This window comes from Luteolibacter yonseiensis, assembly GCF_016595465.1.
In the GTDB taxonomy this organism is placed as follows: Bacteria; Verrucomicrobiota; Verrucomicrobiia; order Verrucomicrobiales; family Akkermansiaceae; genus Luteolibacter; species Luteolibacter yonseiensis.
Genome location: NZ_JAENIK010000004.1, coordinates 525,818 through 537,769, shown reverse-complemented (window position 1 = coordinate 537,769; position 11,952 = coordinate 525,818). Strand labels below are relative to the sequence as shown.

The window sequence follows — 11,952 nt, the reverse complement described above, 5'->3', positions numbered from 1 at the left end:
GCTGCCTCAAATAAAAAAACACGCCGGAGCGGACTCCGGCGTGCTTGAAGAATTCGCGCGGAATGATTTCCGCGCTCCCGTTGTCACCAATCCACCGTGATGCCGGCGTAGGCACCGGTGCCGGCACCTTCGATGGTGGAACCGAAGAAGCTGGCGAGCTCGTAGTCCGCGTCGAAGGCGTTTTCCAAGCGGGCGTGGAGCTTCACCTTGTCCGTCACCTGATAGGAGGCGAAGAGGCGCGCCACGGTGTAGGAGTCGATGGGATCACCACCCCACGAATGGGAGGCGAGGTGGGTGGCTCCGATGCCGACGAGCGACTTGTCCGTCGGCTTCCAGTCGATGGAAGCGGTGGCGGCGTTGCGCGGCTGGTCGCTCAGGCTTTCGTGGAGGTAGGTCCAGGCGAGGCGGTAGCCCACCGTGTCCCCGAGGAAATCACCGCGCAGTCCGAGTTCGAGTCCGTCCGTGTCGGAATCGCCGGAAATGTTGACCGGTGGTGCCGGGCTCGACTGGATCTGGTCGGTGATGTGGTTGTGAAACCAGGTTGCTTCGATGCGGTGGTTCGCGCCGATCTTCTGCTCCACGCCGATGTCCCAGCCGATGGACGATTCCGCCTCGAGGTCGGGATTGCCCGCGCCGAAGGAGGAACCGAAGAGGTCCAGATACGATGGAGAACGGAACGAGCTGCCGACACCGCCACGGATGCTGGTGCCGGTGGAGGCGATGTTGTAGATCGAGCCGACACGCCAGGTGAGCTCGTCGCCGTAGGCATCGTAGTCCTCCCAGCGCAGGGCCGCCGTGCCGGTGAGGTTTTCGATGATGTCCCATTCCAGCGCGGTGTGCACGCCGTAGCGTTCGCGGGATTCGTCCGTGCCGATGGTGTTTTCGTAGGAGCTTTCATGGAAGAAGGCTCCGGCGAGCAGGCGGAGGTTTTCCGCGAGAGTGATTTCCTGATCGGTGGAAACGCTGCCCGCGCGCAGGTCGGTGCCGAAGTTGCCGTAGGACGAGTCACTGTCGTAGAATTCCTGCTGGTAGCCGGCGTGGAAACGCGAGGTCCAGCGGTCGGAGATTTTCCCGGTGGCGTAGATGGTGGCCAATGCGGAATCCAGATGGTCCTGGGAATTGCCGGAATTGTCGTAGGAGGAGTCGATGGCGCGGAATGTGGTGCCGACCGTCCACACGGAGTCGATCTTGCCTTCCACGCGCAGGGCGGTGTTGGCCTGGTGGAAACTTTGCCGGGGGCCGTCGTTGTCCGTTTCCTCGTAGCCGCCGGAGAGGTAGTAGGAAACATCACCGGTCCGGCCTTGGAACATGCCATGGGCGGAGAGGGAATTGAAAGAGCCGGCTTCGAAAGTGGTCGAGCCATGCGGATCGCCGGATCCGTAGGGCGTCTCCATCCAGAGCACCCCGCCGATGGATTCCCCGCCGTAGATCGCGCCTTGCGGTCCGCGCAGGATTTCGATGCGGCCGACGTCGTAGGTCCGGCCCGCGCCGAGCACGTTGCCGAGCGGCGTGGTGGAATCGCTCAAACGCATGCCGTCGAGGACGAGCTGCGAGTAGGCGGTCGTGGTGCCACGGATGAAGAGCGATCCGACGGCACCGGTCTGGCCGCCGGTGGAGGTGGAGATGACACCGGGGGATGCGTTCAACGCGTCGCGGAGCTGGAAGAGTCCCTCGTTTTGCAACTCCACCGGATCCAGCACGGTCACGGCGGAGGTGACGGTGGCGTTGTCACGCGGGATACGCAGGGCGGAAATGACGAGCGGTTCGAGTTCCTGTTTTTTCTCCTCCGCCTGGGCGGGGACGTGGGAAAGCAGGGCGAGCAGTGCGATGGCACTCCGGTAGGAGCCTCTGAGAGGCGTTTTCTGGTATTTCATGTGTGGATTCCTGTGTCTGTAAGTCGCAGACCTTCGAAAAATCCCCCCCAGGCTGGCGATCTGGCTTACCGGAGCGCTCGCGCGTCCCGGAATCACAGTGGCGATTACCGCGCCGGAATTTCACCGGCTTCCCCATGGATCCGCTACCTTGGCGGATGGTTTCCTGAAGAGAGTCGGCCTTACACCGACGGGCTGTGACTAGGGAGAAAGCCGGATCCGTGCAAGGGGAACGTGGAAATTTTGGCGCAAATCGCGGCGATATCTGGTGACAGGGGCATTAAAATCGTCATTCCGGCCTCCTCCGGCTCCTGTCGGATCGCTTGGCGCTTGACCGCCACCCGCTTGGGCATTTCCTTCCCGCCATGTTCCGCGAGGTCCTGAAGTCCAAACTCCACCGCGCCATGATCACCGGCTCGGACGTCGATTACGAAGGCAGCATCGAAATCCCCACCGACCTCATGGCCGCGGCGGACCTGTGGCCTGGGGAAAAAGTGCTCGTCGCCTCGATCACCACCGGTGCCCGGTTGGAAACCTACGTGCTTCCGGGCGCACCCGGCACCGGGCACATCCTCATCAATGGCGGCGCGGCCCACCTCATCAAGGCCGGCGAGCGGGTGGCCATCATGTGCTTCGCCCTCTCCGAGACCCCCGTCGTTTCGCAAAACCTTCTGCTGGACGAGAAGAACAACATCGTGCGCCAGAGCCGCTAGCCTTTTTCCTGCAGGTTGAAATGCCGTTGACCGGCTTGCACGGACGTGCCAGCTTGTGGGCTATATGAAGTGCACACCGGTTCTTTCCGTCGCCGCTGTTCTGGCTCTCGCTTCCTGCGGTACCACGATGGTCCCCCTCAATCCCGACGGTTACGACCCACTCGGTCCTCCGGGAGGAAAAATCAACAATTCGGTCGCCCTGAGCGGAGCCAACTTCAAGGCCGGGCAATTCGTCCGTGCCGCGATGGACAACACCGCGCTCTTCAAGGTCCGTCCCAAGGGCGATGCCGACGCCGACAAGCTTCTCAAGCGCGGCACCTCCATGAAGGTGATTTCCAACAGCGGTAGCTACGTGAAGGTGGAGTTGGACAGCGGTGAGATCGGTTTCGTCCCCTCCGTCATGGTGGAAGATCCGAACGCGCTTCCCGCCACCCCGACCACTTCTGCCGGCGAGGTTCAGGTTTATCCGCCCCTGCCCGGAGTAGCTCCTGCGGGTGAGGCCCTGCCGTCCTTGGATCCGGCCGGGCTGCCACCGGAAGGGGCCATCCCCACGGTGATCGATCCGGATGCTCCGTCTCCCACCGCCCCGGTTCCACCCGTGACGCCTGGAACGGGTGAAACATTCCCTGCTCCCACGACTCCTCCTGTGGCTCCCACGCCACCTGTCGAGCCAAGTTCCGTTCCTCTGCCGTCTAACGGCGAGGAGTGAGGCAGGCGGTTTTTTACGGAGATGGTGCTGCCACGTCCCACGGACCGGCTTGTCGATTGCGTCTGGTTGCCGCGCATCCTGGCGAAGGCGCGGCTGCTTGCCGTGGACGAGCTTCCCGAGGAATACGCCTCCCGCTTCTGCCACCCGTCCGGTGTCGACGGGCAGTTCATCGCGTTCTTCAACCTTACCCGCGATGAGCTTCCCGCGGTCTGTGGACGCGGAGACGGTGAGATTGGCGAGTGGTTCCTGTCGTCCCCGGAGAGAAAATCCCGAATCCAGGAATGGAACCGGATCGCCGTGAATTTGGGCAGGGCGGGTTTTCCAATGGCGGAACGTCTGCCGGTGGCCCTTTCCACCAGCTACCGGCACCTGGCCGACCGGAAATTGGAAACGGTCTTCCAGGTGCTTGAAGCGGATGAGGAGGGCGGCCCGGAGCTCACTCCTCCGGCAGGACCGTGACCACCGTGGCATCCACCGAAAAAATGCGGATGGCGACTTCCCGAACCTGTGCGCAGGTCAGAGCGTTGTAGGCGGCGGGCAGCAGGCGGTGCTGGTCCGCGGGGTGCCCGAACAGCAGGTCCAGCACCACGTGCCGGGCGACGGCCGCCGGTGACTGCTGCTGGATGGCGAGACCGCTGAGCACGGTGGAGCGCACCCGGTCGAACGTTTCCTCCGGAATGCCATGTGCGGCGATTTTGGCGATCTCGGCCAACAGCTCGCGCCGGGCGAGTTCCGCTTGGTCCGGTGCGGTGGCGAGGTAGTAGGTGAACAGGCCGGTATCGTAACCGAGGAACTGGGTTCCCCCGACTTGGTAAGCGAGGCCGAGTTCCTCACGGATGCGGGTGAAAAGCGGGCCGGCCATGTCGGATGCATACTCCTGGATCATCGCGAGGGCGAAGCGATCGGTTCCGCTCACCGTGGTGCCCGGGTAGCCGATGGTGATGACCGCTTGCTTCTTCGGCAGATGCCTGGTCGAGTTTCCTGCCGTGCCCAGATGGCTCGCGGGCGGTGTCCACGCATCGCCCGCGGGCAGGGTGGAAAAGAGGTCCGTCAGAAGCGCGAGGGTGGAGGCTGGTTCGAAATCACCCGCCACGGATATCGCGATGTTCGACGCGTTGAAAAGCCTCGAATGATGCTCCTTCAACGCGGCTTGATCCAGCGCGGTGAGGCTCTCCACCGAACCGAGCGCGTCCAACCCGTAGCCGCTGCCGTTGAAAACCGCCTCGCGCAGGCTGCTGAATCCCGTGTGCAACGGATCCTGCAGGGCCTCCTCCAGGCTGGCGAGCTGGCTGGCTTTTTCCCGGTGGATCGCGTCGTTCGACAAGGAAGGCGAGATGATGACTTCCGCGAACACGTCCGCGATGGTGGCGAAATCCGGCGCGAGTCCGGCGGCCTGGATGAGCAACGCGTTGTTTCCGGTATTCGCGGAAATGGAGGCACCGAGCGACTCCAGCGTCACCGCGATTTCCTGAGCGCTGCGGGTGCGCGTGCCCTTGGGCAGGGTGGAGGCGAGGAGCTGGTTGAGGCCATTGGTCCCGGGCGTTTCGGAAGGCAGGCCTCCACGCACGGCGGCCTGCAGGTGCACGAGCGGCACCCGGCGATCCGGGATCAGCGCGAGGGTTAGACCGTTTGGCAGTGTATGAACCTGGATTTCCTCACGCACCCGTCCGGTTTTCGCCACGCGGGCGGGAGCCTCGGCTTCAAGGGGATCGAGAACCGTGAGGCTGAGCCGCTCGTCGGACAAAGTCGCAGCCACCCGGCGGATGTCATCCGCGGTGACGGCTTGGATCGCGGCGAGGTAGCGGCGGGTGAAATCCAGATCACGCGCCTCATGCCAGTTCGACGCGAGGTCGGACGCCCGGCCGGACGCGGTGGTGAGGCTGCGGAACTGGCTGGCCGCGATCTGGCGTTTCGCCTTCGCCAGGTCATCGTCCAGATCGCTCGCGGCCACGGAGGCGACTTCATGGAGGGCCGCTTCGATCAATCCGTCACGTTTGGCCGTTTCCGCGTCCGCGGAAATGGCCAGCAGTCCTTCGCGCCCCGGTCCGGTCCACGAAAACGCGGAAATCTCCAACGCCAGTTCCTGTTCCTCGCGCAGGCTGCGATGCAGGCGGGACGCCCGGCCGCGTCCGAGGATGCCCGCGAGCACGTCATAGGCGGGAGCATCCGGGTGATCCAGCGCGGGCGTTTTCCAAGCCAGGGAAATCCGGCTCGTCGGGATGGCGAAGGTATCGCGCCCGCGACGCGGCCCGATCTGCGGCGCGTCCTTGCTGACAAGCGGTTCAAGCCCGCAGCCCGTGAGGCAGGGAGCGGTCAGTTCCTCGATCATCTTGCGCGCTTCCGCCGCATCGAAGTCACCGGAAACCACCGCGAAGCAGCGGTCCGGTGTGTAGCGTTCACGGTGATAGGCGGTGAGATCGTCGTAGCGGATCGCATCGAACAGATGCCGGTGGCCGATGACCGGATGGCGTCGTGGATCGAGCGTGAAAACCGTGGAAAACAGCAGACGCGAAGCCGCGTTGTCAGGATCATCCAGTCCCATGTCGATCTCGCGGCGGATCACGTCCTTTTCCTTCTCGAACTCGCTCTCGGGCAGGTTCGGGAAAAACACGAGATTGACGAGCGTCTTCACGAAGGTCGGCAACGAATCAGATGGTCCGTCGATATAATACACCGTCCGATCGAAGCTTGTATAAGCGTTCCAGTGTCCGCCCGCCGCCTGCACCGTGTCAGCCAGCGTGTCCGCGTCATAGTCACGGGTGCCCTTGAAAACCATGTGCTCCAGAAAATGGGAGATACCGGCGCCCAGGTGTTTGCCCTCGTGCATGCTGCCGGTGGCCACCCAGATCTGGGTGCTGACGACGGGGGCGGTGGGATCCGGATCGAGGATGAGGGTCAGTCCGTTTGGCAGGGTCTCGACGGTGGCGGCGGTGGCGGGATATTCCATGAAGTTCTGGCTTGGATGCGCGGGTGGATGGCCTATAACAGCCTGTCATGCAACGTTGGATCGTAACGGGCGTCTTGGCGATGTTTCTCTTGGTCGGCGGTGGATACGCTTATTGGAGTTACAAGCAGAACCTGCCATCCCCCATATGGGTTCCCATCCCAATGAACCACGAGCTGCCCTTGGAGCAACGGGAAAAATTCGCCAAGGAACTGAAGGCCAAAATCGCCACCCCGGAGATCCTCAACCAGGTGAGCCAGGACCTTGATCTCGCCGCGAAATGGAAGCTCGCCAATACGGATGCCGCCACCGCCGAACTGAAAAAACGGCTCTTCGTCCGCGCCGGCGAAATGGATTCCCCGGGAGGCAAGGTCCCCTCGATGAACATCGGCGTGGAAGGACCGAGGAAAGACAACGCCATTTCCCAGCAAATCGCGATGCGTGTCATGGACGACGTCTGGAAGATCATCGGGATCAAACCTCCGCCGAAGAGGTAGGTGGTCGCGGAGGTCGCTTGCCTCCCGCACCCCGCTCTTTCACGGAAACCGATAACCCGCGCCGCGGACGGTCTCGATCAGCACCGGGCGCGATGGATCGTCTTCGATCTTTTTCCGGAGATTGAGGATATGTTGATCCAGCGTTCGGGACTCGGGGTAATATTCGAGTCCCCAGCAGGCGTTGAGCAGCTCATCGCGGCTGACGACCTCGCCGCGGCGGCGGGTGAGAATCTGGATGACCTTCACCTCACGCACGGTCAGCTCGATGCGGATCCCATCCTTTTCCGCGACAAGACGCTTCGGATGGATCCGCCATGGTCCGAACGCCATCATTTCGCCCGCGGCAGGTTCTTCAAGACGCCGGAGGACCGCACGGACGCGGGCGAGCAGCTCGTGCTTGCCGAAGGGTTTTCGCAGGAAATCGTCTGCACCGAGTTCCAGGCCGAGCACCACATCCACTTCCTCGGATTTCGCGGAAAGGAAAACGACGGGTGTGCGCCGGTCGCCGCTCCGGATGGCGCGGCAAACCTCGTATCCACTCGCGCCGGGCATCATGATGTCGAGCAGGACGATGTCCGGCCGTTGGGATTTCCACGTGGCGATGGCTTCCAGACCGTTTTTCGCGGCGATGACGTGGTGGCCGTCAGCTTCCAGCAACTCCTTCACCGCCTCGCGCGTCACCGGGTCGTCCTCCGCGATCAGGATGGTCATGCGCCGCTCCTTTCCCCAAGTGGCAGCACGAGGCGGAATTTCGCGCCTTGGGAAGTGCAGAGCAACTCCAGCCGCCCGCCCATCTGCCGTGCGAGATCACGGCTGATCGACAGCCCGAGACCGGTTCCCGTCGCACCTTCGTTCACACGCGATCCCGCCCGTTCGAACGGTAGGAAAATCCGGGTCCTCGCATCCGCCGGAATGCCGGGTCCGTCGTCCTCGACCTCCACGACGAGATGGCCCGCCTCTTCGGAAATGGCGACCCGGGCTTTCGCGGATTCGCCCGCGTATTTTTCCACATTCGAGAGCAGGTTCGAGAGGATCTGCGAAAGTGCGTCCTGATCCACCGTGACCTTGCGGGAGAGCTGGAAATCGAACCCGCAATGGATCGACTTGCGGGCGAAGAGCGGGGCGAAATTTTCCCACAGGCCGTTGGCGAGTTTTTCCACATCACACGGAGCGGTGTGGATCTCATGCTTCCCTCGCTCCCCACGGGCGAAGGTTTGCACATTGTCCACGATCCGGGAGAGGCGTGCGGTTTCCTCACGGATGAGTCCGAGCCTGCGGCGGATTCCCTCATGGTCTCCAGTGAGGCTGTCCAGCGCGAGGTCGGTATTGAGCAGGAGATTCGTAAGCGGTGTGCGGAGTTCGTGCGACACACGATTCACGAAGCTGACGCGCTGCTCCGCGAGGCGCGTGGCCTTGCGTTGCCATGAAATGACCGCAGCACCACCTGCGAGCAGGAGTGCGGCCAGCGTGAATGATCCGGCGAGGACCGGCGGCCTGTAACTCGTCACGACTTTGACCGGATAATGCCGTCGCAGCGTCCAATCCCCGAAACGCGAGACATGGCGGAGGATTTCGTCAGGTGTCGCGCCGGGAGCGGGTTTGCCTGTGGAGAGGAATACGTCCCCACCTGGATCGGTCCAGGTGAGCGTGCCGGGTTCGTCGTTCGGGAGATTCACGTTCACTTGTCTGGCCAGATCGCTTCGCACGATCCCGACCGCCTCCTGTGGATCGAGCTGCAGGATGACGGAGGTCCTGCCATTTCCCTGCCGCCACGAGAGGGGGTGGCCCGGAGTTTCGATCCAACCGGAACCGTTGATGACTTCATTCGCGGAGAAAATCCATTCCCCCGGTTCACCCTTTGCGAACCGGTCGAGAATGGGCCGGATGCGAGGTTCGCTCCCATCCATGAGGCGGTGGGCGCGCGAGGGGTCGGAAAATCCCGGGTTCAACCAGGAACATTGCACCACGCCGACGACGGTGGATTCCACCTCGCGGGTATTCGTTTCCAGCAAACGCCTGGCTTCCGCCTCCAGCGCGGATTGCCACATGCCGTCGAGTGCGTCGATGCGGCGCGCGGTCTCGCGGAACGCGTCATCCACACGATTTCCCGGAGGCTTTTCCGCCACGCGTTCGATCCGGCGGGAAAGGACGAAACCCGTGCCTGCGACGAGCGCGGCGGCAAGCGTGGAAACCAACAAGGTTCCGATCCACGGTGGTGTCGCTTGTCGCATGAGTGGGTCTGATGTGAAGCGATGGATCGCGGTTAGTCGAGTTTGATGAATGCGAGCACCGAGTGTTGGGGATCCAGCCTGCCTTTCCCATCGGTGGCGGCCCCACTGCCGACGAGCAACCATTCGCCGCGTTTGACGCGAAGCTGGGAGCTCCAGTGGTTCGTGGCGAAGATGGGCATGGTCATGTCCGTCTTCCACTGGCCGTCGCGGAAAATCCGTTGATGGACGGATTTGCCACTTTCGGTGACCCGTTTGATCTCGAACTGGACGATGGCACCTCCCGCGTCAGGCAAAATTTCGACTTCGGTGGAAGTTCCCACATTACGGGTGTCGAAGGCGGTCGGCTCGCTGAATTCCAGTTGTGCGGGTTTTCCACCGGTGGCGGGTGTCAATCTGCCTGGCTCCCATTCGGTGGGGTAGCTCACCTCGTCAACAGCGCCTGCGATTCCCTTCGAGCCGGAGTGGGTCGCGGTGGTGAGGCTCCCGATGGTTTCCGTGGTCCCCTGGTTTTGCCAACCCATGGCGGCCGCCCAGGCAAGATCCGGGATTCTGAACAGATCATTTTCCTGGATCCATGCGGAGAAAACGGAGTGCGGCAGTCGGATGATTTTAATCGATAGGTGATTGATTGCCACGGAATCATCCTCGGATGGCTCCGTCCGCCGCAGGATGTTTCCTTGGAAGAAAATCAGCCGGACGAGGTGGTGCGGCTCTCCGGGCGGAGGTTCGGTGTGGTCATTCGCTTCCCGTGAGACGAGATAGGTTTTTCCGGGGGCGAACCGGAGCTGGTCCGCGCCGATGGGGAATTTCTTCTCTGAAGATAACGGATTTCCGGCGGCATCCACCACCGGCCGTGCGTAGCGGGAGCCGCGAAATCGCGGAAGGAAAACATCGTCAGGCTGGCGGGTTCGTTCCGTGAGAGGGTCCCATGCTTGTTGTGGCAGTATCATCTCGTACCAGTCCATCTTGGATCTGAGGATCATTTTCCCGTCCTCGACTTCCGCGCCGCCATTCTGGCTGTAACCCAGGTTTCTGGACTGGAATGCGGTGGGTATAGGCCATTCGCCGGGCTTGGGCGGGATGTATTCGGTGGCGTAGATTTGTTCCCAGATGGATGAATTGGAAAATTCCCGGCCTGCGATGCCGGTTGAGAGCGCGGTGTGGTCCAGCCGGGCGGTTTTCTCTTTGATCCAAACCCGCGCCTGTTTGCGGAGGCTGGAGGCGTCTTCGGAAAGTGGATTTTTTTTCATCCATGTGTCGAGTTGATCCGCGGGAACAAGGATGTGCTCGATAAGGCTGACGAACTGCTCTCCGCCGGGCGGGCCGGAGGATTTGGCAACTTCCGACTCCGGATCGTCGGCGTGGCTGGCGGAAGTGAATGCCAACAGGGCGGCGATGATGCGTAAGATTTTCATGATCGTAACGGGCAAGGTTCCGGATCAGTCGAGTTTGATGAATGCGAGGATCACATGTTCCGGGTCGGGTTTCCGCCGATCATCGACGCCCGTGCCGCTGCCGACGAGCAGCCATGCGCCACGTTTGACACGCGCTTCGGAGTTCCAACGGTTGACAGCGAAGATGGGCATCGTCATGTCCGTCTTCCACTCGCCATCGCGGAAAATCCGGTGATGCACGGATCTGCCGCAATCGGTGACCTGGCTGACTTCGAATTTACAAATAGCCCCTTTCGGATCAGGGCTGATTACAGCGGAGAACTCTGTTCCACAGTTTCTGGTGTCGAAGGCACAGGCCAGGCTGTATTCTCTCTGCGCAGGCTTTCCGTCAGTGGCGGGCACCAATTTGCCAGGCATATATTCCGTCGGGTAAATCACTTCCACATGGCTGTCCAAAACACACTTGGAGCCAGCGTGATTCGCGGTGGTTAGACTGACGGTGGTTTCGGCGGAGCCGTTTTTTTCCCAGTCCGCTACGGCGGACCATGCGTGCTCCTGGGTTTCGAGCAGGTCGTTTTCCTGGACCCAATTTGAAAAAGCGAGGTGGGGCACCCGGACGAGCTTGAGGGAAAGGTGATTGATTTCCAAGGATTCATCTTTGGTTGATTCTGCCGGAGGGAGGATGTTTCCCCTGAAAAAAATCAGCCGGACGAGGTGGTGTGGATCTTTGGGAGAGGGTTTGACGGTTGTGTCAGGATGAGGGCTCACTTTGGGCTCTTGGGACTCATTGTCCTCCCGCGAAACAAGGTAGGTTTTACCGGGATCGAAGCGGAGCTGGTCCGAGCCGGGGGGGAATTCCGCCCTTTCCTTGGGCTCGATGAAAGGGTCCGGCTCCGCCCGGTTTCCGGCGGCATCTTCGCGCTGCCGTGAAACCTGGATGCTGCGGAAACGAGGGATGAAAACATCGTCCGGTTGGCGGGTCTGTTCCGCGAGGGGGTTCCATGCGTGATGGGGCAACAACATTTCAACCCAGCCCGTTTGCGCCCGAAGGACCATCGCTCCATCTTCGATTCCGGCACTGCCACCGGAAACGTAGCCGAGATTTCTTGTATCAAATGCGGTCGGCGGCGACCACTCGCCGGGATCGGCAGGCTCATATTCGGTGGCATAGATCCGCTCCAAATTGGATTCGTTGGAAAACTCACGGCCTGCGATCCCTGTCGAGAGCGCCGTATGGTCGAGCCGTGCGGTTTTCTCCGCGACCCAAGCCTGGGCCTGCCTGCGGAGGGCGGAGGCGTCTCCTGCGAGAGGGTTCTTGTCCAACCAGGCATCGAGCTGGTCGGCAGGCACGAGGATGTGTTCGACAAGGCTGACGAACGAATCTCCGCTGGGCGGAGCGGGGGATTTTTCCGAATCCCTTTTCACAAAAGGATTCGGTTCTCCGGCGTGACAACAAAACGCGAATGCCGACAGCGCGGCAATGGTGGATGGGATTTTCATGATCGTGGCGGAGCGGGATGTCTGCTCCGGGCCTGATGGAAGCCGGTTTTACAAAGCCCCGCGCCAAACCACGATGAATGTTGTGCAAAAATT

Annotated in this window: 10 protein-coding genes and 1 riboswitch; of the genes, 4 read left to right on the top strand and 6 right to left on the bottom strand. The window is 61.8% G+C overall.

Going from position 1 to position 11,952, the window contains the following annotated elements; translation table 11 throughout:
- Positions 1 to 83: 83 nt before the first annotated feature.
- The gene (locus JIN84_RS03860) at positions 84 to 1,874 is read right to left on the bottom strand and encodes a TonB-dependent receptor plug domain-containing protein (protein ID WP_200349687.1); all 1,791 of its coding nucleotides are present in this window, start codon (positions 1,872 to 1,874) and stop codon (positions 84 to 86) included.
- 33 nt (positions 1,875 to 1,907) lie between these two features.
- Positions 1,908 to 2,056, bottom strand: a riboswitch (cobalamin riboswitch).
- A gap of 180 nt (positions 2,057 to 2,236) precedes the next feature.
- On the opposite strand from JIN84_RS03860, the gene JIN84_RS03855 reads away from it, so the two are divergent.
- The 3 genes from JIN84_RS03855 (at position 2,237) to JIN84_RS03845 (ending at position 3,752) form a co-directional block, all read left to right on the top strand.
- Positions 2,237 to 2,584, top strand: coding sequence for an aspartate 1-decarboxylase (locus tag JIN84_RS03855; RefSeq protein ID WP_200349686.1), 348 nt, complete (start codon positions 2,237 to 2,239; stop codon positions 2,582 to 2,584).
- Positions 2,585 to 2,648: 64 nt separating this feature from the next.
- Positions 2,649 to 3,293: an SH3 domain-containing protein gene (locus JIN84_RS03850; protein WP_200349685.1), complete on the top strand. Its 645-nt coding sequence runs from the start codon at positions 2,649 to 2,651 to the stop codon at positions 3,291 to 3,293.
- A 21-nt stretch (positions 3,294 to 3,314) separates the two neighbouring features.
- Positions 3,315 to 3,752 (top strand): DUF5069 domain-containing protein, encoded by a 438-nt coding sequence (locus JIN84_RS03845; protein WP_200349684.1) that lies wholly within the window; start codon positions 3,315 to 3,317, stop codon positions 3,750 to 3,752.
- Here JIN84_RS03845 and JIN84_RS03840 read toward each other — a convergent pair.
- Positions 3,730 to 6,240, bottom strand: coding sequence for a M16 family metallopeptidase (locus JIN84_RS03840; protein ID WP_200349683.1), 2,511 nt, complete (start codon positions 6,238 to 6,240; stop codon positions 3,730 to 3,732). The two genes, JIN84_RS03845 and JIN84_RS03840, sit on opposite strands and share 23 nt — an antisense overlap.
- A gap of 47 nt (positions 6,241 to 6,287) precedes the next feature.
- On the opposite strand from JIN84_RS03840, the gene JIN84_RS03835 reads away from it, so the two are divergent.
- A complete protein-coding gene (locus tag JIN84_RS03835) occupies positions 6,288 to 6,734 on the top strand; it encodes a hypothetical protein (protein WP_200349682.1) in 447 nt (148 codons plus the stop codon).
- A 39-nt stretch (positions 6,735 to 6,773) separates the two neighbouring features.
- Here JIN84_RS03835 and JIN84_RS03830 read toward each other — a convergent pair whose 3' ends face one another.
- From JIN84_RS03830 to JIN84_RS03815, 4 genes are read right to left on the bottom strand one after another with little or no spacing between them, the layout of a single operon-like run.
- The gene (locus JIN84_RS03830) at positions 6,774 to 7,445 is read right to left on the bottom strand and encodes a response regulator transcription factor (RefSeq protein ID WP_200349681.1); all 672 of its coding nucleotides are present in this window, start codon (positions 7,443 to 7,445) and stop codon (positions 6,774 to 6,776) included.
- Positions 7,442 to 8,965, bottom strand: a complete 1,524-nt coding sequence (locus tag JIN84_RS03825) for a sensor histidine kinase (protein ID WP_200349680.1) — start codon at positions 8,963 to 8,965, stop codon at positions 7,442 to 7,444. The genes JIN84_RS03830 and JIN84_RS03825 overlap by 4 nt, the downstream gene beginning before the upstream one ends.
- Before the next feature lie 32 nt (positions 8,966 to 8,997).
- Entirely contained in the window at positions 8,998 to 10,380 is a 1,383-nt protein-coding gene (locus JIN84_RS03820; protein WP_200349679.1) for a hypothetical protein, read from the bottom strand.
- 24 nt (positions 10,381 to 10,404) lie between these two features.
- Positions 10,405 to 11,859 carry a hypothetical protein gene (locus tag JIN84_RS03815; RefSeq protein ID WP_200349678.1) on the bottom strand — a complete coding sequence of 485 codons (1,455 nt, stop codon included), beginning with the start codon at positions 11,857 to 11,859 and terminating at the stop codon, positions 10,405 to 10,407.
- Positions 11,860 to 11,952 lie beyond the last annotated feature (93 nt).

What these genes read in the sequence shown, in the direction of transcription:
- JIN84_RS03860 (WP_200349687.1), bottom strand. Translation starts at nt 1,874, where the DNA reads ATGAAATACCAGAAAACGCCTCTCAGAGGCTCCTACCGGAGTGCCATC.
- JIN84_RS03855 (WP_200349686.1), top strand. Translation starts at nt 2,237, where the DNA reads ATGTTCCGCGAGGTCCTGAAGTCCAAACTCCACCGCGCCATGATCACC.
- JIN84_RS03850 (WP_200349685.1), top strand. Translation starts at nt 2,649, where the DNA reads ATGAAGTGCACACCGGTTCTTTCCGTCGCCGCTGTTCTGGCTCTCGCT.
- JIN84_RS03845 (WP_200349684.1), top strand. Translation starts at nt 3,315, where the DNA reads ATGGTGCTGCCACGTCCCACGGACCGGCTTGTCGATTGCGTCTGGTTG.
- JIN84_RS03840 (WP_200349683.1), bottom strand. Translation starts at nt 6,240, where the DNA reads ATGGAATATCCCGCCACCGCCGCCACCGTCGAGACCCTGCCAAACGGA.
- JIN84_RS03835 (WP_200349682.1), top strand. Translation starts at nt 6,288, where the DNA reads ATGCAACGTTGGATCGTAACGGGCGTCTTGGCGATGTTTCTCTTGGTC.
- JIN84_RS03830 (WP_200349681.1), bottom strand. Translation starts at nt 7,445, where the DNA reads ATGACCATCCTGATCGCGGAGGACGACCCGGTGACGCGCGAGGCGGTG.
- JIN84_RS03825 (WP_200349680.1), bottom strand. Translation starts at nt 8,965, where the DNA reads ATGCGACAAGCGACACCACCGTGGATCGGAACCTTGTTGGTTTCCACG.
- JIN84_RS03820 (WP_200349679.1), bottom strand. Translation starts at nt 10,380, where the DNA reads ATGAAAATCTTACGCATCATCGCCGCCCTGTTGGCATTCACTTCCGCC.
- JIN84_RS03815 (WP_200349678.1), bottom strand. Translation starts at nt 11,859, where the DNA reads ATGAAAATCCCATCCACCATTGCCGCGCTGTCGGCATTCGCGTTTTGT.